Source organism: Corallococcus macrosporus, assembly GCF_017302985.1.
Taxonomy (GTDB): domain Bacteria; phylum Myxococcota; class Myxococcia; order Myxococcales; family Myxococcaceae; genus Corallococcus; species Corallococcus macrosporus_A.
Genome location: NZ_JAFIMU010000004.1, coordinates 588,548 through 608,950, shown reverse-complemented (window position 1 = coordinate 608,950; position 20,403 = coordinate 588,548). Strand labels below are relative to the sequence as shown.

At 69.8% G+C, this 20,403-nt stretch carries 14 protein-coding genes; 1 reads left to right on the top strand and 13 read right to left on the bottom strand.

Annotated elements, in window-relative coordinates:
• Positions 1-7: 7 nt before the first annotated feature.
• From bamA to JYK02_RS07595, 13 genes are all read right to left on the bottom strand, one after another.
• Positions 8-2,479 carry an outer membrane protein assembly factor BamA gene (gene bamA / locus JYK02_RS07655; RefSeq protein WP_207050243.1) on the bottom strand — a complete coding sequence of 824 codons (2,472 nt, stop codon included), beginning with the start codon at positions 2,477-2,479 and terminating at the stop codon, positions 8-10.
• Positions 2,480-2,555: 76 nt separating this feature from the next.
• Positions 2,556-3,230: an ABC transporter ATP-binding protein gene (locus JYK02_RS07650; protein WP_207050242.1), complete on the bottom strand. Its 675-nt coding sequence runs from the start codon at positions 3,228-3,230 to the stop codon at positions 2,556-2,558.
• Between the two features lie 2 nt (positions 3,231-3,232).
• The gene (locus JYK02_RS07645; protein ID WP_207050241.1) at positions 3,233-5,602 is read right to left on the bottom strand and encodes an FtsX-like permease family protein; all 2,370 of its coding nucleotides are present in this window, start codon (positions 5,600-5,602) and stop codon (positions 3,233-3,235) included.
• Positions 5,603-5,614: 12 nt separating this feature from the next.
• A complete protein-coding gene (gene lysS, locus JYK02_RS07640) occupies positions 5,615-7,174 on the bottom strand; it encodes a lysine--tRNA ligase (protein WP_207050240.1) in 1,560 nt (519 codons plus the stop codon).
• A gap of 77 nt (positions 7,175-7,251) precedes the next feature.
• The gene (locus JYK02_RS07635; protein ID WP_207050239.1) at positions 7,252-7,632 is read right to left on the bottom strand and encodes an anti-sigma factor family protein; all 381 of its coding nucleotides are present in this window, start codon (positions 7,630-7,632) and stop codon (positions 7,252-7,254) included.
• Positions 7,629-8,276, bottom strand: coding sequence for a sigma-70 family RNA polymerase sigma factor (locus JYK02_RS07630; protein WP_207050238.1), 648 nt, complete (start codon positions 8,274-8,276; stop codon positions 7,629-7,631). Before JYK02_RS07630 ends, JYK02_RS07635 begins: the two co-directional genes overlap by 4 nt.
• Before the next feature lie 152 nt (positions 8,277-8,428).
• A protein-coding gene (prfB, locus tag JYK02_RS07625; RefSeq protein WP_242588487.1) for a peptide chain release factor 2 occupies positions 8,429-9,551 on the bottom strand; the annotation gives its coding sequence in 2 pieces (ribosomal slippage) (positions 8,429-9,481 and positions 9,483-9,551; 1,122 coding nt in all).
• Positions 9,552-9,601: 50 nt separating this feature from the next.
• A complete protein-coding gene (locus JYK02_RS07620; protein WP_207050237.1) occupies positions 9,602-10,924 on the bottom strand; it encodes an Lnb N-terminal periplasmic domain-containing protein in 1,323 nt (440 codons plus the stop codon).
• A 50-nt stretch (positions 10,925-10,974) separates the two neighbouring features.
• Complete coding sequence (gene ybeY / locus JYK02_RS07615) at positions 10,975-11,856, bottom strand: rRNA maturation RNase YbeY (RefSeq protein ID WP_207050236.1); 882 nt, start codon at positions 11,854-11,856, stop codon at positions 10,975-10,977.
• Positions 11,853-14,366 carry an HD family phosphohydrolase gene (locus JYK02_RS07610; protein WP_207050235.1) on the bottom strand — a complete coding sequence of 838 codons (2,514 nt, stop codon included), beginning with the start codon at positions 14,364-14,366 and terminating at the stop codon, positions 11,853-11,855. Before JYK02_RS07610 ends, ybeY begins: the two co-directional genes overlap by 4 nt.
• A 216-nt stretch (positions 14,367-14,582) precedes the next feature.
• Entirely contained in the window at positions 14,583-15,614 is a 1,032-nt protein-coding gene (locus JYK02_RS07605; protein WP_207050234.1) for a PhoH family protein, read from the bottom strand.
• Between the two features lie 96 nt (positions 15,615-15,710).
• Complete coding sequence (locus JYK02_RS07600) at positions 15,711-16,826, bottom strand: DUF4388 domain-containing protein (RefSeq protein ID WP_207050233.1); 1,116 nt, start codon at positions 16,824-16,826, stop codon at positions 15,711-15,713.
• Positions 16,827-16,829: 3 nt separating this feature from the next.
• Positions 16,830-18,983: a tetratricopeptide repeat protein gene (locus tag JYK02_RS07595; RefSeq protein ID WP_207050232.1), complete on the bottom strand. Its 2,154-nt coding sequence runs from the start codon at positions 18,981-18,983 to the stop codon at positions 16,830-16,832.
• A gap of 106 nt (positions 18,984-19,089) precedes the next feature.
• On the opposite strand from JYK02_RS07595, the gene mazG reads away from it, so the two are divergent.
• A complete protein-coding gene (gene mazG, locus JYK02_RS07590) occupies positions 19,090-20,274 on the top strand; it encodes a nucleoside triphosphate pyrophosphohydrolase (RefSeq protein ID WP_207050231.1) in 1,185 nt (394 codons plus the stop codon).
• Positions 20,275-20,403 lie beyond the last annotated feature (129 nt).

Below are 20,403 nucleotides of genomic sequence, written 5' to 3'. Positions count from 1 at the left end.
ATGCCTATCAGAAGAAGTTACCGATCGTGAACTCGAACAGGATGGGGTCGTCCGAAGGCCGCTTGGTCAGCGGGATGCCCCACTCGAAGCGCAGGGGCCCGATGGGCGAGAACCAGCGGAAGCCGAAGCCGGCGGAGTGGAAGAGGCCCAGGGGCAGCTTGTCCTGCCGGTCCTCGAAGAACTTCTCGTTGGAGCCGAAGGCATTGCCCGCGTCGTAGAAGAGCACGCCGCGCAGGCCGGCCTTCTCGAAGATGGGGAACTCCAGTTCGAAGTTGAAGATGAGCTGCTTGTTGCCGCCCACCCGGAACTCGGTGACGTTGGCGTCCGGGTTGTCCGCGCGCGGCACCAGCAGCGTGGGGCTGATGCTGCGCAGGTAGTAGCCGCGGATCGTGTTGATGCCGCCCACGTAGTAGAGCTCGCTGATGGGCAGCGGCTTGCTGGAGTCCAGCTGCTGCACGTAGCCCAGCGTGGCGTTCGTCTTGAAGACGAAGCCCAGCGGCATGGGGAAGTACAGGCGCGAGTAGGCGGTGTAGCGGTTGAAGAGGAACGTGCCGCCCAGGAACGAGGGCGCCGTCTCCACCGAGCCGTAGTGGATGAAGCCGCGCGACGGGAAGAGGCGGTTGTCGCGCCGGTCGAAGGACACCGACAGGCGCAGCGCGCTGGTGACGCCGGACTGGAACTGGTTGGCCAGCAGCACCGCGCCAATGCCCTGCCCCGCCTGCACGTCCACGTACTCACGCGAGTAGCCGACCGTGGCCAGCACGTCGTCCACCAGCTGGCGGCCCAGGGACACGGTGCCGCCCGTGGAGTTGCGGATGAAGCCCTCGTAGTCCGCCTGGACGCGGAAGAACTCCGCGGACAAGAGGTAGTTCGTGTCCAGGAAGTACGGGTCGTAGAACGACAGCTGGACGAGTGAGCGCAGGCCCGAAATCTGCGCGGACGCGGACACGCTCTGGCCCCAGCCGAGGAAGTTGTTCTGCGACACCTGGGCCGTGAAGATGAAGTTCTCCACGTTGGAGAAGCCGAGGCCCACCTGGAAGGTGCCCGTGGCCTTCTCCTTCACCTCCACCTGCAACACGATGGCGTTGTCGGTGCTGCCCGGGTGCTGGGTGATTTCGACGGTCTCGAAGAAGCCCAGCGCGGTGACGCGCTCGCGGCTGCGCTTGACGCCGGTGCCGTTGTAGAGCTCGCCCTCGTAGACGCGCAGCTCGCGGCGGATGACCTTGTCGCGCGTCTTCGTGTTGCCGACGACGTCGATGCGCTCGATGTTGACGAGCGGGCCCTTCTGGATGTCGAAGGTGAGGTCCACCGTCCGGTCTTCCGCGTTGACGGAGGTGACGGGGTTGATGTTGGCGTACGCGTACCCCTTGTCGAAGTACACGTCGGAGATGGCGGAGATGTCCGTGGAAAGCTGGCCGCGGTTGAAGCGCTCCTTGGGGCGCGAGCGCATCAGCTTCAGCAGCTCCTCCGGCGGGCGCTCCAGGTCTCCCGCGAAGTCGATCTTCCCGATGTCGTACGACTCACCCTCGGTGATGTGCAGGGTGATGTAGATGTCGCGCTTGTCCGCGGACAGCTGCACGGTGGGCTTGTCCACGCGCACGTTGATGAAGCCGCGGTCGTAGTAGGCGATCTGGATGACGGCGAGGTCGCGCTGGAAGGCCTCCTCGCGGTAGGTGCCCTCGCCGGTGAAGAAGGACAGGAAGCCGCCCTCCTTCGTGATCATGGTCGCCTTGAGCTCTTCCGGGGACACCTTCTCCGCGCCCTGGAGGGTGATCTGCTTCACCATCACCTTCGAGTGCTCGTTGATGACGTAGACGACGTTGACCGCGGCGCCGTTCTCAATGGGCTCCAGCCGGTACGTCACCTCCGCCAGGAAGTAGCCCTTCTCGACGTACTTCTCCTGGATCTTCTTCTGCGTGGCGCGCACGGCCTCGATGTCGAGGATGGTGCCGGCCTTGAGCTCCAGCTGTTCCTTCAGGTCGTCCGCGCTGAGCTCCTCGTTGCCCTGGAGCTTCACGGAGCGGATGGTGGGGCGCTCCACCACGCGCACCACGTAGGCGATGCCGTTGGCCATGCGCTGCGCGAGCAACTGCACGTCGGAGAAGTAGCCCAGGGCCCAGATGGCGCGCAGGTCCTCCGCGGAGCGCGTCAGCGGGTCGCCGACCTTCGTGCGCAGGGCGCGGCGGATGGCCTCGGACTCCACGCGGCGGTTGCCCTCGATGCGGACCTCCACGACGCGGTCCGCGGAGGACACGTTGGTGTCCTCGTCATCCGGAGAGGTGGCCAGCGGCGCGTCACCGCCCGCGGGGGTGCCCGCGTCCGGAGGCAGCACGGGCGTGGCGGCGGGGGTGGACGGGGGAACGACGGCGGGCGAGCCCGCGTCCACGTCCACCTGGGCGTGGGCGGGAAGCGGCCCGAGCGCCCACAGGGCGACCGCCAGCAGCGGGAGCAATGACTTGCGCAGAACGGTGAGCCTCAAGTGCAGTCCGGCCAGGAAAAGGCGGGGCAATGTACGGGATGGGGGGAGGCCCCCTCAATCCAAAAGCGAGCGGCCATCAGGCCTCCGACACCTGCCCGCCGGCCAGTCTCAGGCGGCGGGGCATGGAGCGAGCAAGCGTCTCGTTGTGCGTGACGACGACGGCGGTGATGCCCAGGTCCCGGTTGACGTCCCTCAGGAGCTGGTGGATGCCCTCGCCCGTCGTGGGGTCCAGGTTGCCGGTGGGCTCGTCCGCCAGAAGGATGGCGGGCTTGAGCACCAGCGCGCGCGCCAGGGCCACGCGCTGGGCCTCGCCGCCGGACAGCTCGCCCGGCCGGTGGTCCACGCGGCTGCCCAGGCCCACGCGCTCCAGGAGCTCGCGGGCGTAGGTGTAGGCGGGGCCGCGGTCCTTGCGCTGGATGAGCGCGGGCATGGCCACGTTCTCCAGCGCGGTGAACTCCGGCAAGAGGTAGTGGCTCTGGAAGACGAAGCCGATGGTGCGGTTGCGGAACTCGGCGATCTCCGCGTCGTTCATGGAGAAGACGGAGCGGCCGTCGAAGAGGACTTCACCGGCGGCCGGGGCATCCAGCGTGCCGAGCACGTGCAGGAAGGTGCTCTTTCCCGCGCCGGACGCGCCAATCATGGAGACGAGCTCGCCGGCGTGGATGTCCAGCGACACGCCGCGCAGCACGTCAATGCGCTTGCCGTGCAGGAAGTAGCTCTTGAAGACGTTGCGGATGGACAACAGCGCCATGGCTACTCCGCCTTCAGACCTTCCACCGGTTCCACGCTGCTCGCCTTGAGGGCCGGGTAGATGGACGCCAGGTAGGTGACGAGCACCGCGATGACCACCGCCAGCGCCGTCTGCACCGGTTCGATGCGCACCGGCAGCGCGGGGATGTAATAGACCTCGGGGTCCAGCTTGATGCCGACCTTCTCGATGAAGAGGCACCACGCCAGGCCGGAGAACAGGCCCAGGAAGCCGCCGGCCACGCCAATCTGGAGCCCTTCCGCGAGGAAGATCTTCACGATGCCGCCGTCCGGGACGCCCAGCGCCTTGAGGACGGAAATCTCTTTCCGCTTCTCCAGCACCAGCATGATGACCGTGGCGACGATGAGGCCCGCGGCGACGATGATGATGATGGACAGGATGATGCCCATCACCAGCTTCTCCAGGCGCAGCGCGGAGAAGAGGTTCTTGTTCATCTCGCCCCAGTCGCGCGCGCGGTAGGGATAGCCGCCCAGCACGCGCACCACCTGGTTGGAGATGCGGCGCGCGTCGTCGATGTCCGCGACCTTCAGCTCGATGCCGGTGGCGCCCTTCACGGCGAAGAAGTCCTGCGCTTCCTTGAGCAGGATGTAGACGAACTTGGAGTCGTACTCGTACATGCCCGAGTAGAAGACGCCCGCCACCCGGAACGCGCGGCTCTTGGGGATGGGCCCGGACGGCCCCAGCTCCGTGCCCAGCGGGGACACGACGTTCACCCGGTCCCCCACCACCACGCGCAGCGACGCGGCCAGCTCGCGGCCGATGATGATGCCCGGCAGCACCGTGGGCTTCGCCGCCTTGGAGGGCTTGCCGATGATGGGGTCCTCCTCCTCGGCGCTCTTCTTCTCCTCCCCGTCCTCCACCGCGCTGCTGGGAAGGATTTTGGCAGGCTGCTCCAGGTGGCCCAGGTCACCGCCGGGCAGGATGTTCTGGGGCAGGTCCGTCACCGAGCCGACCGTCTTCGGGTCGATGCCCTTGATGATGACGCCGTCGACGTTGCCCTCGGAGGCGATCATCACCTGGTTGATGATGAAGGGCGTCTGGCCTACCACACCGGGCACGCGCTTCACCTGCGTCATCACCTTGTCGTAGTCCGGCAGGTCCCCGGCGTAGCGCGACACCACGGCGTGCGCGTTGGTGCCCAGGATCTTCTGCTGGAGGTCGGCCTCGAAGCCGCTCATCACGCTGAGCACGATGATGAGCGCCATCACGCCCACGCCCACGCCGCCCACCGACAGGGCGGTCATCATCATGGTGGGGGACTGTTCATGCAGCTTCATCCGGTGCTGCGCGGACGCGGCGGCCAGCGGATCCGCCAGGCCCAGGGCCCGCACGCGCGTGCGCTCCACGGCGGCCTCCGCCCCCCGGATGATGAAGTAGACGATGAGCGGCGGGATGATGCCGAACATCAGCACCGCGAGCGCGCCGAGCAGCAGCGACGGGCGGAACACCGCCACGTGCCGACGCGCGACGAAGAGCTCGAAGCCCAGCCGCAGGTCCACCCGGCCGCTGCCCGCCGCGATGAACCCCGTGTTGATGCCCAAGACGAGCGCCAGCACCAGCGCGGCGAAGACGAGCCAGTACGCCAGCTCCGGCCGCCCGATGAGCCCCGCGACGTACGTCACCTCGCGCAGCCGGTAGCCCAGCGCGAGCTGCAGGGACGGCACGCGCTCCATCAGCGACAGGAGGATGGGCACCGGCAGGCCCAGGTAGAACACGCCGATGGTGGCTTCCGGGAAGGACAGCCGCTGCGCCCGGGACGCGCCCACGAAGCCGGACGCGAACGCCACGGCCATGCTCACGATGAACGCGATGGCGAACGCGATGGTGGGCGGCAGGGACAGCCCGCCGCCCGCCTCGCTCGCCGCGCCGCCCAGGTCCGACGGCACGCCGCTGGAGAGGACGGTCTGCAGCAGCAGCAGCACCAGCTCCGCCAGGAGCATGCCGCCGCCGTAGGCGCCGAGCGTGCTCCAGTAGAAGTCCCGGTAGCGCGCCAGGCGCGGGTACAGGGTCGCGCCCGCGGCGGGGCTGGGCCCGTCACCGGTGGCCGGCGCGCGGCGGATGCCGGCGGCGATGAGCCCCCAGCCCGCCAGCCAGACGAGCGTGCCGGCGACGAGCGCCTTGGGGCCGGCCACGGCCGCGCTCTTCTGGGCGCCCAGGGCGAGCGCCCCGGCGTCGAAGAAGTGGACGAGCCCGCCCCACCCCACGAAGGAGAGGCCCAGGGCGCCGGCCACCTCGGCCCACGCCTCGGACTCGGAGATGGCCACCCCCAGGAGGATGGCTCCCACAAGTGCCACGAGGGCGCCGGCCCACAGGAGGGGCCAGCGATAGTCGGTCTGCCGTTCAGCGGGGTGCACGAGGCCTCGTGGCTACTTCGCCAGCGGCTTGAGGAGGGGGAAGAGAATCACGTCACGAATGCTGGCGGCGTCCGTGAACAACATGGCGACGCGATCAATCCCGATGCCCTCACCGGCCGTGGGCGGCATGCCGTGTTCCAGGGCGCGGATGTAGTCCTCGTCGTAGTCCATCGTCTCCTGCTGGCCCCGCTGCTTCGCGTCCAGCTGGGCCTGGAAGCGGCCCTTCTGGTCCAGGGGGTCGTTCAGCTCGGAGAACGCGTTGGCGATTTCGCGCCCCGCGACGAAGAGCTCGAACCGGTCCGTGATTTCCGGGTTCTGGTCGTTGCGGCGGGCGAGCGGGGAGACGGCGGTGGGATACTGGGTGATGAAGGTGGGATGGATGAGCGTGTGCTCGACGTGGGCCTCGAAGAGGGCGCCCACCAGCTCACCGTGGTTCATGGCGTCCACGGCGCGGCGCTCCACCTCCGAGTGCACCGTCTTGAGCAGCTCGTGGCGCAGGCGGTCCACGTCGACCATGTCCTTGTCGGACAGGCTGGGGACGGCCTCCCGGATGGCCTCCGGCATGGGGATGCGCTTCCAGCCCTTGCCGAAGTCGATGGTGTGCTCGCCGTACTTCACCTTGGAGTCGCCGGTGACGTGGCGGGAGGCCTCCGAGAGCATCTCCTCCGTGAGGTTCATCAGGTCCTCGTACGTGGCGTACGCCTGATAGAACTCCAGCATCGTGAACTCCGGGTTGTGCCGGGTGCTCACGCCCTCGTTGCGGAAGTTGCGGTTGATCTCATAGACGCGCTCCATGCCGCCCACCACGAGCCGCTTCAGGTAGAGCTCGGGCGCGATGCGCATGAAGAGGTCGATGTCGTAGGTGTTGTGGTGCGTGACGAACGGCCGCGCCGCCGCGCCCGACACCAGCGGGTGCATCATCGGCGTCTCCACCTCGACGAAGTCCCGCCCGTCGAGGAAGTTGCGGATGAAGCTCACCAGCTTGCTGCGCTTCAGGAAGACCTGCTTCACGTCCGGGTTGGAGACGAGGTCCAGGTAGCGCTGGCGGTAGCGGATCTCCACGTCCGTGAGGCCGTGCCACTTCTCCGGCATGGGGCGCAGGGACTTGGTGAGGGGCACGAACTTCGTGGCGGACAGGGACAATTCCCCCGTCTTGCTGCGGAAGATGGGGCCCTCCACGGCGACGAAGTCACCCAGGTCGCACTGCTTGAAGACCTCATAGAGGTCCCCGAGCGCGTCCTTCTTCACGTGCGCCTGGATCTCCCCGGTGCGGTCGCGCAGCTTGATGAACGCGGCCTTGCCGAACGAGCGCATGGCCACGATGCGGCCGGCGACGTCGTAGACGGGGGCGTCCTTCTCCAGGTCCTCCATGGAGTGGTTCGCGTGGGTGGCCAGGATGTCCGCGGCCCGGTGCTTGGGGGCGTAGCCGTTGCCGTAGGGGTTGAAGCCGGCCTCGCGCCACTTCGCGGCCTTGTCCAACCGCTGCTGGTAGATCTCCTGCTCCTTGGAGCCGAGATCCACCGCTTCGCCGCTCTTCTCACCTGGGGGGTTCTTGTTATCGGTCTCGGCCATGACGCGCTCTTGTGAAAGGCGCGGCACGCTAGCCAAGCGGCCCCCGGTACGCAACGCATCCGGGAGGCCGTTCTGCTTCAGGAAGACATCAAAAGAAATGCGCCCACCGCCGCGGCCAGGAGCAGCGGGATGAGGATCTCCACCGGGAAGCGGTGCTGGGCATGGGCCAGGTGCAGGCCGCGCAGGCCGAAGCGGCGCTGGCGGCGCACACGGGCGGCCACGAGCGTGGCGAGCGCGGGCGGGGCCTTCTCCCGCTCCACCGAACGCACGCGCTCCACGGTGCGGGCGTACCGGTCCCACCCCTGGCGGCACTCCTCACAGCCGTCCAGGTGACCGCGCACCGCCTGTTCCTGGGCGGCGGGCAGCTCTTCGTCGGCGAGCGCCAGAAACAGCGCCCTCGCCTCACGGTGATCCAAACGCGGTTCCACGTCCGTTGACCTCCACCCGCCGCCGCTCATGGTTCGAAGCGCCCCAGCAGGTCCGCCAGCTTCTCGCGTGCCCGGTGGAGCCGGCTCTTCACGGTCCCCTCGGGCAGCTCGGTGATGTCGACAATCTCGTCGTAGCTCAGGCCCTCGATGTCGCGCAGCGCCACCAGCATGCGCGCATCCGGGTCCAGTTGGGAAATGGCCCGCTGCACCCGGGCCCGCTCGCGCGCCGCGTCCAGGGCGGCGTCCGGCTGCGGAGGGGCGCCTCCGCCCTCCGCGATGGCGGCGGCGCTCACCTCGTCGTAGACGTCCGAGCGGCCGCGGCCCCGGCGCTGGAGGTACTTCAGCCGGTTGAGGCAGTGGTTCTTGGAGATGCGGAACAGCCACGTGGACAGGCGCGCGTCCTCGCGGAAGCGCCGGACGTTCTGGTGCACGCTGACGAAGATCTCCTGCACCAGGTCGTGGGCCTCCTCGCGGTCACCCAGCATGCGGAAGCAGAAGTCGTAGAGGCGGTCCTGGTGCTGGTGGACCAGCGACTCGAAGGCCTCCGGGTCCCCGCGCCGCAGCCGGACGAGCAGCGCCTGTTCCTCCCGGCGGGCGGCCTCGCGGCGCGGGTCGGCGGCGGCCTCGGTGGCCAGGGCCTGCTGTCCGACGTCGAGCACTCCGCCCGGTGACACCCGCGCCTCCCGTGTAGGGCCTGCTCCATCCTACCGCACCACCCTGCCCCGCCTCCTGACACCGGCCCCGGGAAAAAGGTTCCCGGGCACGAAAAACCCCTCCCGGCCGTGCGGCCCGGGAGGGGTGGGAGGTGCCCGGAGGCGGCCGGGGCCTATTCCGCGGCGGCGTTGCGGTTGGGGTTCTTCACGCCCAGGAGCTGCGCGGTGACGAACTCCTCCAGGTCCCCGTCCAGCACCTTGTCCACGTTGCCCGTCTCCACGCCGGTGCGCAGGTCCTTGACCATGCGGTACGGCGCCAGCACGTAGCTGCGGATCTGCGAGCCGAAGGAGATGTCCTTCTTCGCCGCCTCCGCCGCGTCGCGCTCGGCCTCGCGCTTCTTCATCTCCAGCTCATACAGGCGGCCGCGCAGAATCTTGAAGGCCATGTCCTTGTTGGCCGACTGCGAGCGCTCCGTCTGGCAGGTGATCATGATGCCCGTGGGCAGGTGCCGCAGCTGCGCCGTGGACGACGTCTTGTTGACCTTCTGGCCACCCGCGCCACTGCCGCGGATGAACTTCAGCTCGTAGTCCTTCTCCGGCAGGTCGATTTGAATGCTGTCGTCGACCTCCGGGTACACGTCCACGGACGCGAACGCCGTCTGCCGGCGCGCGTTGGCGTCGAAGGGGCTGATGCGCACGAGCCGGTGCACGCCGACTTCGGCCTTGAGGTAGCCGTAGGCGTTCTCGCCCTCGATGCGCAGCGAGACGTTCTTGAAGCCCGCCTCTTCGCCCGGCACCTCGTCGCTGAGTTCGACCTTCCAGCCCTTGGTCTCACCGTAGCGCGTGTACATGCGCAGGAGCATGGCGGCCCAGTCCATGGAGTCCGTGCCGCCCGCGCCCGCGTTGATGTCCATGAAGCAGTTGCTGCGGTCCTGCGGCCCGGAGAGCATCCGCGCCAGCTCCAGCTTGGCGACCTCGCCCTCCAGCGACGCGAGCGAGCCCTCGGCTTCCTGCGCGCTCGCCTCGTCGTTCATCTCCGCCGCCAGCTCCAGCAGCGTCTGCGCGTCGTCCAGCCCGCGCATCGTCTTGTCGAAGGCGCCCACGCTGGCCTCCAGCGAGGACTTCTCCTTCAGCAGGCCCTGGGCCTTGGTGTTGTCATCCCAGAAGTTGGGCTGCGTGGAGTCACGTTCAATCAGCGCGATGCGGGACCGCTTGCGGTCGAGGTCAAAGATGCCCCCGGAGCGCGTTGAGGCGCTCCTTCAGGGACTGGATCTTCTCCATCGAAGTGTTGGCCATGGTGTTCGTCGTCTCCTTCGGTTCGAAACAGTTGGGAAAGCGGGGGTGTTTCAGGAGGCCTTGAGCGAGGACACCGTCGCATCCTGACGGGGCGCCGTGCGGGCCGTTCCTGGCACGAGCGCCCGCAGCCGGTCCAGCCAGAAGGCACCGGCCATGCCCAGGGAGATGGGCAGGATGAGCGCGATGGCGCGCCAGTTGTCCTGGTCGAACCAGGGCAGGACCTTGCAAACGAGCCCCAGCGCGCCCGTGACCGCGAGCAGGCCCCACACCCACTTGAGCCGCGCGCGGGCCTTCGCGCTGTTCCAGGTGAGGCGCAGGCCGTACGGCACGGCCAGCAGCGTCAGCGGGTTGGCGAGGAAGAGGTTCTCGTTGTGGTGCGTCACCACGTGGTTCGTGCCCACCCACATGACGACGAGCGCCAGCCCCGGGATGCCCAGCACCAGCCCCACCACCACGTTCTCCAGGCCCAGGAGGATGCGCGCCGCGCGGCTGCCCCGGCGCTCCCACGCGGCCAGGCCCAGCGCGCTGGCGCCCAGGAGCACGCCCAGCGCGAGGATGTACGGGCCGAAGGCCGGCGGCTGCGCGGGCGGCCGGGCCCGCGAGGGCGACACGTAGTAGTCCCACTGCTTCTCCACCAGCGACACGGGCTGGCCGCCCGGGCCCGGCACCTTCAGCTCCGCCACCTGCTGCTCCAGCTCGTCCGGGAGGAAGGCCTCCTCGCGGCGGGTGATGGGCTTGTCGATGGAGTCGTTCATCATGAAGTCGAGCAGGAAGCTCATGGGCGGGCTCACGGCGGTGTATCTCCGCGTGTGCTCGCGCAGCGTCATGCGCGCCGGGGCCTTCTCCGCCTCCGACAGCCGGCCGCCGACGGCGACGTCGATCATGTCGCGCAGCCGCGTCACGCAGTTGTCGCTGTAGTGCTCGTAGAGGTAGTCGCGGTTCTCCGGCAGCACGTTGTCCGCCAGCTTCTTCGCCACCGTCACGCGCTGTTCCGGCGTGAGGTTGAGCTCCTGCACGCGCACGTCGCGGTCCAGCGACTTGTAGAAGCGGAAGGTGCCGTTGACGCTCGACTCACCGACCCAGAACTCCAGGCGGCCCTTGGCGAAGTGCACCACCGTCTGGTCGTCGAACGAGTACATCCCGTAGTTGTAGAGCCGCTGCAGGTGCTTGGCGCGGTCCTCCACCACCAGCGAGCCGTGGCCCCACCACGAGAAGACGTCGTCGCCGGGGCTGAAGGTCACCAGCCAGATGGACAGGTCCTCGCCCCGGCTCTCGCCCGTGCCCCACGGCGGCACCGACGCGGCGCGCGCGGGGGACGCGGACAGCAGGAGACCCAACAGGCTTGCGACCAGAAGAGACGACAGGCGGGGCATCGTTCCATCCAACACGAGACACGGGGGGCCGCAAGCCCCCCGGCGGGGATTCAGATGAGCTTCGCCCGGCGGGCGCGCGAGTCAATGGTCAGCGAGTCCGCCACCATGCCGCGCTCGCCCAACAGCTGCTCCTCCAGGGCGGCCATGCGCTTCGCGTCGCGAGGCTTCTCATGGTCGTGCCCCAACAGGTGCAGGAGGCCGTGCGCCAGGTAGCGGCCCATCTCCGACTCCAGCGTGCGGCCGTACTCCTTCGCCTGCCGCTTCGCCGTGTCCAGGGAAATGACCACGTCGCCCAGGGGGCGCGGGCCCGGGGTGCCCTTGGGCTGATCCCCCGCGGGGAAGGACAGCACGTCCGTGGCCTTGTCCTTCTGGCGCCAGGTGCGGTTGAGCCGGCGGATGGCCCGGTCCCCCACGAGCGACAGGGACAGCTCGCAGCCGGTGAGCCCCAGGCGCTTCAGGTAGTCCCGGCCCCAGGTGGTGAGCAGGCGCTCGTAGTCCTCGCCCTGCCCGTGCGCCACCTGCACCGTCACCTGGTTGTCCGAGGCCTTCACCTTCGGCTCCGGCTTCTCGATGTGGGCCAGCTCCACGCGGAACGCGGGCGCGCAGATGGACCAGTAGTCACACGCGCCCTGGCTGTCGTTGCGGTACACGACGCGCTTGCCGCGCGGCACCAGGCCCACCTCGCCCGCGCCAATGCGCTCGCGCTTGCCGTCCACCACGAGGGTCAGCTCGCCCGTGAGGACGAGCACCACCTCGTCGAACTCCGGCGTCTGCGCGGGTTCGCTCCAGCCCGGCGGGGCCCGCATGCGCGCCACCGACGCGGACTCCGTCTGCGTGCTCGCGACGCCGACGAACTCCTCGATGCGCTTGCCGTCGTCGCGCGGAATCACCTTGCCCTTGCGAAGCTTCACGCCCTCCACCTTGCGGCTCATGACATGCCCGCCGTTCGCACCTTCGTGTCCTTCGCTTCCGTCTTCGCGGGCGCGGGCGCCATCATCAGCGGCGCGCCCCCGGCCTTGCCCCCACCCATGGCGCCCGCCGGGTAGACGGGACGCGTGTGGTAGATGCCCTCCAGCGTATGCAGGAAGGACTGGGCGATGAGGTTCAGGTCCTTGAGCGTCAGGTCGCACTCGTCGAGCTGGCCCTCGGAGAAGATGATGTTGATGATCTTCTGCACCTGCGCCTGGAGCTTCGCGCTGGTGGGGTCCGGCATGGAGCGCGTGGAGGCCTCCACCGCGTCGGCGATCATCACCAGCGCCGCCTCGCGGAACTGCGGCTTGGGGCCCGGGTAGCGGTAGATGCTCTCGTCGATGGGGGGCGCGCCTTCCTTGCCCTCCTGCTCCTTCAAGGCCTTGTGGAAGAAGAAGCCCACCGTGCGCGTGCCGTGGTGCTGGGGGATGGCGTCCGCCACCAGCTTGGGCAGGCGGTACTGCCGCGCCATCTCCAGGCCTTCCGTCACGTGGCGCTTGATGATGACCGCGCTCATCGCGGGCGCGAGCCCGTCGTGCCGGTTCTCCCCCTTCTGGTTCTCCCCGAAGTAGAGCGGGTTCCGGCCCTTCCCGATGTCGTGGTAGTACGCGCACGAGCGCGCCAGCAGCGGGTTCGCGCCAATCGTCTCCGCCGCGTTCTCCACCAGCGTGCCGATGATGATGGAGTGGTGGTACGTGCCAGGCGCCTGGACGATGAGTTCCTTGAGCGCCGGGTGGTTCAGGTTCGCCAGCTCCAGGAGCTTGATGTCCGACGCGTAGCCGAACGTGGCTTCAATCAGCGGCGTCAGCGCCATCACCATCACCGGGACGGCGAGCGTGGTGCCGAAGAACGCGCACAGCGCCGTGACGACGGTGTCCCCCGCCAGGCCCTTGCCCTCCACGAGGAACAGGAACAGCACGGCGATGAGGTTGGCCACGCCCGTGACGAGGCCCGCGCGGAAGATGCCCACGCGGTCCTTCGCCTTGACGATGCGGTCCGCCGCCACCAGCGAGCCCACCAGCGTGTAGATGCCGAACGCCAGCGAGTTGCCCAGCATCACGCCCGCGAGGCAAGCGAACACCATGGCGAAGAACAGCGCCAGCTCCTGCGCGAGGATGAAGCGCACCAGCATGGCGCCCGCCGCCACCGGGAAGGCGTAATAGAACGCCTCGATGGGCAGCGCCGTGTAGCGGTCCTGCACCGCGTCCGCGATGGACACCCAGACCTGGAGCAGGCCCAGCAGGCCCACCAGCAGGAGGCCCAGGAGCACGCCGTCCTTGCGCGTGGGGCGGAAGCGGCGGAAGGCCGCGCGGCAGAAGCCGTAGAAGGCCACCACCAGCAGGGCGACGAGGCCCGTGCCGCCCACCTGGAGCTGGAGCAGGTCCAGGCGGTCCGTCTGCGCGCGCATCCCGCGCAGCATCACCAGGTGCGTCTCGTTGACGAGCTCGCCGTCGCCGATGACGCGCTGGCCCTTCTTGATGGCGATGACGGCGTCCTTCACCGCGTCGCCCGCGAGCCGGCGGCGCAGGTCCGTCTCCGCGATGTTGATGGTCAGGCTGGGGCGCACGAGCCGCTTGGCGATCCGCAGCACCGCGCGGCGCTGCACCGCCGGGGCGTCCGGCAGCACGTTGCCGGGCACGGAGGCGAACCGGTCCAGCTCCTGGTGCGCCTCCCGCATGTCCACCACCTGCGAGGCGCCCGCGGGCAGCGTGTCCTCGTTCTTGTGCTGCACGTCGCGCACGGTGAGCCCCTGGGGGGCTTCACGCACCAGCTCCTCGCGCGAGCCGGCCACGTACACCTGGCTGCCGTCCGCGCGGTAGGCGCGGTCGAGCAGCAGCAGGGTGGCGGCCTCCGCCTCTTCCGAGAAGCCGTTGGCGACGAGCGCCTGGAAGTCCTCGGTCTCCAGCCCCGCGTCGCGCTGACCGAAGAGCTGCTCCTGGAACTGGGCCTGCATCTCCTCGCGGTCGTGGCGCTGGCGCTCCAGGGCCTCCGGCGTGAGCGGCGCGGGCTTGCGGCGCTTGGACGCGCCCTCTTCCTGGGGGGGCTCCTCGGCGCGGGCCTCCTTCTCCTCCGCCAGGTGGTCGCGCGCGGAGGCGAAACCCGCGCGCACGGACGCGCGCAGGTTGCCCACCACCGCCGGGTTGAGGTCGTACACGGGGCGCACGGCGCTCCGGGCCTCGCGGCGGCGCTGCTCCGTCATCGCCTGGTGGACGATGTCGTAGTCGCGCGCGGCCTTGAACCCGGCGGGCGAGTTGGCCCGGAACGGCTTGCCCACGTTCTCCTGGGTGAGCGCCGGGATCTGCTGGCTGTAGAGGCCCGGGGAGATGACGAAGCCCGCCCCCACGGAGACGACGAGCAGGAGCAGGCCCTGCACGACGCGCCGGCCCCAATCCCCACTGCGCCCGAGCCCCAGGCGGACCGCGAGCGCGTCCAGCGGACTGGGCCCGGGGGTTGGTGATTCAGGATCGGCCATGGGGGAACTCCTCACCCTGCGAAGACGTCAAGGCTCCCTAGAAGGAAGCAGCGACGCAGAAAATTCGTGAGGGTGGGACAGCCGCCGCCCGGACGCCAGTTCGCTCTGCGAAAAATGCGGGTAAGCCAACAGGCAGCCGTGTAGGTCCCTCAACGACTCCACCCCCGCCCCGGCATGAGCCTGGGAGCGGGGGTGGCCTTTTACGACGTCACGACTTCAATCTTCCGCGGAGGCCGTGGAGGCCTGCTTCTGGGCCTCGGAGCGCTCGTAGGCGCGGATGACCTCCTGCACCAGCGGGTGGCGCACGACGTCCACGTCGGAGAACTCCGAGAAGTGGATGCCGTCGATGTTCTTCAGCACCGAGCGCGCGTGGGTCAGGCCGGAGGCCTTGCCCGTGGGCAGGTCCACCTGGGTCACGTCACCGGTGATGACCGCCTTGCTGTTGTAGCCCAGGCGGGTGAGGAACATCTTCATCTGCTCCACGGTGGTGTTCTGCGCCTCGTCGAGGATGACGAAGGCGTCGTTGAGGGTGCGGCCGCGCATGAACGCGAGCGGCGCGACCTCCACCACCCCCTGCTCCACCAGCGTCTGGGCGCGCTCCACGGCCATCATGTCGTGCAGTGCGTCGTAGAGCGGGCGCAGGTAGGGGTTCACCTTCTCCGCCAGGTCGCCGGGCAGGAAGCCGAGCTTCTCACCGGCCTCCACGGCGGGGCGCGCCAGGATGATGCGCTTGACCTTGCGCTCCTGGAGGAAGGCGACCGCCATGGCCATGGCGAGGTACGTCTTGCCGGTGCCGGCGGGGCCCACGCCGAAGACGATGTCGTGGGAGCGGATGGCGTCCACGTAGCGCTTCTGCGCGATGCTCTTGGGGGCGATCTGCCGGTTGCCGGAGCTCTTGAGGACGGTGCCGAGCATGACCTCCTGCAGCGACTCCGAGCCGCGGCCCAGGACCTTGATGGCCTGCTCCACGTCCTCCCGGTAGACGGTGCGTCCGGCCCGGATCATCTCCTCCAGGTTCTCCACCAGACGCACGGCGAAGGCGACCGCGTCCGCGGGCCCCGACAGGAGCAGCTCCGTACCGCGCTGCCCCACCCGGACCCCCAGGCGCCGTTCCATCAGCTTGAGGTTTTCATTCTGATTTCCGCAAAGGGCCAGGGTCGTCTCGTTGTCACGGACGTCCACCTTCGCGGAGGTGGGGGTGGATTCAGCGCGAGTGGCGGGCACTTCCAGCGTGGCGGGATTTCGCAATGCGCGTCGTTCCTCGTTCAGTGATCGCTCGCCCTCAATTTAACGCCGCCCCTCCCCCCACGCCCGCCATCTCTCGACGGCGAGCCTGCCCGCGGGCTAGCGCACGGGCGGTAGGAGGACGAACTGCCGGGCGTCCGTGCGGCGGTAATAGTACTCCTCCCGCCACGGGTAGCGCAGTTCCTCCGGACTCAACAATCCGGCATCCACCAATGCATCCAACCGCTCAGGGAGGGTGCCTTTTTCCAGCTGGAACACCTCCAGCGCGGCCTCGATGCGGACGCGCTGCGCGTGGGCAATCTGACGCTGGGCGGCAGGATCCCCCAACCGGGAGGCGCCGGACTCCTGTCCACCCGCCCCGACCCAGCGGGACGCGATGAAGGCCAGCCCCGCGATGACCGCCATGGTCACGGCGACGCGGCCCACGGGGCCGGCCACGCGGGCGACGAGGCGGGTGTCCTCCGGGACAGGCGCGCGGCCTTCCGGGTCGATGGCGCGCACGTAGTCGCCCTTGACCAGGTTGTAGAGCGCCTTGCAGGTCTCGAACTCGCCCAGGCCGCAGAGGTCCACCATGCGGCGCAGGTCGCGCCCCACGGCGATCTCTTCATAGACGTGGCGCTCCGACGGGCCGATGACGCCCAGCTCCCCGCCCTCCTCGGCGTTGCGGGGCGGCGGGAGCGCCTTGACGCGCTCGAAGGTCATGTCGTCGCGGTGGATGCGCTTCCGGATGACGGGCCACTCGTCCACCATCCGGAAGCCCTCCATCAGCACCGTCTCCGCGCGCAGCGGGGTGATGCCGTCGGGGCCGGGCTCCACGGGCTCCTGGATGAACTCGTAGGTGCCCGCCTTCCAGGTGAAGAGGCGGTAGAGCGTCTCCGTCACCTGGAGCTGGGCCATGTGCTGGAAGCGCTCGGCGGTGAGGGCGTGGCTCTGCACCAGCACGTCGCCCAGCCGCTTGAGGGTGCGCTTCTGGACCTCCAGCGCCGCCTCCAGCTGCGTCTCCGTGATGATCTCGGCGCGCACCAGCATGGCGCCGATGAGCTCCTTGCGCTTCCGGGTGAGGCTTTCGGCCTTGATGATGTGGCCGTCCTGGAAGCCGACGCGCACCTCCTGGTCCTTGTTGCGCAGCTGGAGCGTGCCCGTCTTCTGCTGCTGGCCAATCAGCTGCAGGATGTCGCCGATGCCGAAATCCTTGAGGGTGCCCTTGAGGGACATGGCTCAGGCCTCCCCCCGCTGGAGGCGGCGCAGGCCGCGCAGGGTCAGCAGGTAGACGAAGAACAGGACCGTGCCCGCGGGCACGAGCTTCAAGTACAGCGGCGCGTCCCCGTACGGCGTGCGGACGAGGCCGCGGTGCAGCACCAGCGCGGCCACCGCGAAGCTGAACACGAAGGCGTAGAGGGCGCCGCGCACCGGCAGGCCCGCGCCCACGTGGCCCGCGCCGGACACCAGTCCGCCCAGCGCGTACGTGACCCGCTTCGTCCAGGCCTGGTGGCGCTCCACCTCGCCCTGCTTGCGCGAGCGCAGCTCCTTGGGCACCTGGCTCTTGCGCGCGTAGACGTGGACGCACTGGCCGCACATCGCGCTGCCCACGCCCAGGTCCTTGTCGCAGCGCTGGCACACCGCGCGGCCGCACCGCTCGCAGCCGCGCGACGCCTTCATGCGCCGGGAGGCCTCGCCGAAGACGGCGGCCAGCGCCGCGAGCCCCGCGGCCACGCCCCAGCCCACCGGGCCCGCCGGCAGGACGGGCGACAGCCAGCGGCCCACCTGCGACTCCACGCGAGCGCCCTCCTGGGTGCCGTCCGCCAGGTCCATCCAGTCGCGCTCGGGCACCGTCGGGGACAGGAGCAGGAGGTTGAGCAGCGGGCGGTCCTCCGGCGGCGGCTCCCGGCGCAGGAGCGTTTCATCCAGCGACTGCGCGGTGGCGATGGCGGAGGTGGAGCGGTCCAGCTCCTTGCCCAGCTGATCATCCGGCAAGAGCCGCGCCCGGCGCCGGTACACCTGCCCCAGGTTGTAGTGCGGCGCCGCCATGGACGGATCCGCCTTGGACGCCTGCGTGTAGAGGAGCACCGCGCCGTCCACGTCGCCCAGGCCCATGAGCGCGTTGCCGAAGCGCGTGAGCATCCGCGCGTCGCCTTCCCTCAGGGCGGAGGCGGCCTTGAAGTCCGCCCTCGCCTCCTCCAGGAGGCCCCGGCGGGACTCGTACCAGGCCAGCGCCCCCAGCTCCTGGAAGCGGGCGGTGCGCGCCTCCGCGCGGGCGCGCACCCGGGCGGCGGCGCCTTCCGCGGACAGGCCTCCGCGCTCCAGCAGGTAGACGTCCTCCGCGGGCGTGCCGGCGAAGACGGTGAAGCGCGCCAGCGCCCCCGCGGCGAGCGGCATCACGCCCAGGCCCACGAGCAGCACCGCGGCCACCCAGCGCTCGGCGCGGCCCACGTACAGCGCCACCGAGGCGAAGAGCACGAGCAGCACCGGCACCAGCCCCGCGCCCAGCACCAGGGGCAGCGCCAGCAGCAGCAGGCCCAGCAGGCCCGACTGCCAGCGCGTCACGGCCCGGGGGAACAGGTGGTGGAAGTCATGCAGCGCGTAGCGGATCCGCCGCAGGAAGAGCACCGCGACCACCGCCACCGCCGTGGCCGCCCACGCCGCGAGCACCAGCGCGCCCAGGTCCGTGAGCGCGGGCCTGCGGTATCTCGCGTCCTTCGCCAGCGTCACGAGCGCGGTCTTCCACTCCCCCAGCCCGCGCGGCACGTTCAGCGGATCCTCCACCACGTACGTCTCCGCCCGGGCGAAGCGCGCGGCGGGCAGCCCCGGTGACAGGGCCACGGCCACGTCCAGGAGCGCGAGCGCGCCCGTCAGGTCCCCGGCGCGGCGGCGCACCCCGGCCTCGCGCACGAAGCCCATGCTCAGCGGTTCCAGGTCGGAGGCGAGCACCTCCGCGCGCAGCGTGAGCAGCTCCTTCTGGGCCGCCTCCGCCGCCGCGAGGTCGTTGCGCGAGCGGGCCGCCTTCCACTTCTCCCAGACCGCCAGCAGCTCCGCGTCCGTCACCTTCGGGGCCATCACCGGGGTGACGGCGGGACGGGCCGGGACGACGACGGGCGGGGGCGCGGCTTCAGCGGGGGCCGCGGGCTTGACGGGCGGCGGGGCGATGACGCGCCGGCGGGTGTCGGGGCGGGCCTCGGGCTCCGGTTCCTCGGCCTCGTCGGAGGTGGACTCGTCCTGCGGATCATCCTCCGTGGCACGGAAGACGCTGGGGTCCGGCTCAGGCTCGATGACCTTCTCCTCGATGCGCAGGAGCGGCTCCTGCGTCAACGCAGGGGCACGCGCGGGGACAAGCAGCACGAGGCTGCAACACAGGCCGAGGAACGAGCGGAGCATCCGGGCGTCCGATGATAGGCGACAGGGCGGACGATCCGAAATCATGTGGTGCCCGGTGCCCGTGCTACAGGAGCGCGCGGCGGGGGATTTGCTCGGGAGTGAATGAATGGCGGCGCCTGGAACAGAGCTGGAACGACTGGTGGAGATCATGCGGCGGCTCAGGGCCGAGGGCGGCTGCCCGTGGGACCGCGAGCAGGACCTGCGCTCGCTGCGTCCCTACCTGACCGAGGAGGCATTCGAGGTCCTGGACGAGATGGACCGCGTATCCGACGGCGGCCCCTGGCGGCCCCTGTGTGAGGAGCTGGGCGATCTGCTCTTCCAGATCGTCTTCCACGCGCAGCTGGCGGCGGAGCTGGGCGAGTTCACGATGGCGGACGTGTGCGCGGCGATCAGCGACAAGATCACCAGCCGCCATCCGCACGTGTTCGGTGATCAGCAGGTGAAGGGCGCCGAGCAGGTGCTGGCCAACTGGGCGCAGCTGAAGGCGGAGGAGCGCAAGAAGAAGACGGGGCGCGCGGGCTCCGTGCTGGACGGCGTGCCCACCGCGGCCCCGTCCCTGCTGCGCGCCGAGCGGCTCACGGAGAAGGCCAGCCGCATCGGGTTCGACTGGCCGGACCTGGCCGGCGTGCGCGGCAAGCTGGAGGAGGAGCTGCGCGAGCTGGACGAGGCCATCGCGTCGGGCGGCCGGGACGCCATCGAGCATGAGCTGGGGGACGTGCTGTTCTCGCTCGCGAACCTCGCCCGCTTCGTGAAGACGCCGGCGGAGGACGCGCTGCGCATGGCCACCCGCCGCTTCGTCAGCCGCTTCCAGTACATCGAGGCGAAGCTGAACGAGGAGGGCGTCCCCTTCGGCGGCGCCACGCTGGAGCACATGGAGCGCCACTGGCAGGCCGCCAAGGCCGTGGAGAAGGCGCTGCCCCCGCCGGCCCACCCGCCGCGCGCGTCCGTGGCCACCCTGCGCCTGGCCGTACCGGACGTGGCGGCCCAGCGGGCCTTCTGGGACACCGTGGCCTCCTGGCTGGGTTGGAGTTCCACGCGTTCGCCGGAAGGCACGGCGGCCTACACGGGCGCGGGCCTGGGGCTCGTCTTCACGCCGGGCGCCCAGGGGCCGGCGGCCGCTTCCGTGGCGCTCACCCTGGAGGCGCCCTCCCCGGCCGCCGTGGGACGGCTGCTGGAGCTGTTCCGGGCCCATCATCCCGAGCGGCTGGTGGCGGGTTCCAGCTCCGCGGCGGGCTTCCAGTTCCTGGATCCGGCCGGACTGCGCTGGGAATACGCCGCCCCGCCGGCCTGATTCCTTCCGCCTGGGGCTTCCGGAGGCATTCCGGAGGCTCCCTGGGCGTTCCGGAACAGGAAATCCTGATCGCGATCGCACGCGTACCTTGACGCAACCGGGGCGTCGCAGTAAGGACGGCCCCTCTTT

Excerpts from the sequence above, each read along its gene's own strand:
- JYK02_RS07650 (WP_207050242.1), bottom strand. The coding sequence starts at position 3,230 with ATGGCGCTGTTGTCCATCCGCAACGTCTTCAAGAGCTACTTCCTGCAC.
- lysS (WP_207050240.1), bottom strand. The coding sequence starts at position 7,174 with ATGGCCGAGACCGATAACAAGAACCCCCCAGGTGAGAAGAGCGGCGAA.
- JYK02_RS07635 (WP_207050239.1), bottom strand. The coding sequence starts at position 7,632 with ATGAGCGGCGGCGGGTGGAGGTCAACGGACGTGGAACCGCGTTTGGAT.
- JYK02_RS07620 (WP_207050237.1), bottom strand. The coding sequence starts at position 10,924 with ATGCCCCGCCTGTCGTCTCTTCTGGTCGCAAGCCTGTTGGGTCTCCTG.
- ybeY (WP_207050236.1), bottom strand. The coding sequence starts at position 11,856 with ATGAGCCGCAAGGTGGAGGGCGTGAAGCTTCGCAAGGGCAAGGTGATT.
- JYK02_RS07610 (WP_207050235.1), bottom strand. The coding sequence starts at position 14,366 with ATGGCCGATCCTGAATCACCAACCCCCGGGCCCAGTCCGCTGGACGCG.
- JYK02_RS07600 (WP_207050233.1), bottom strand. The coding sequence starts at position 16,826 with ATGTCCCTCAAGGGCACCCTCAAGGATTTCGGCATCGGCGACATCCTG.
- JYK02_RS07595 (WP_207050232.1), bottom strand. The coding sequence starts at position 18,983 with ATGCTCCGCTCGTTCCTCGGCCTGTGTTGCAGCCTCGTGCTGCTTGTC.
- mazG (WP_207050231.1), top strand. The coding sequence starts at position 19,090 with ATGGCGGCGCCTGGAACAGAGCTGGAACGACTGGTGGAGATCATGCGG.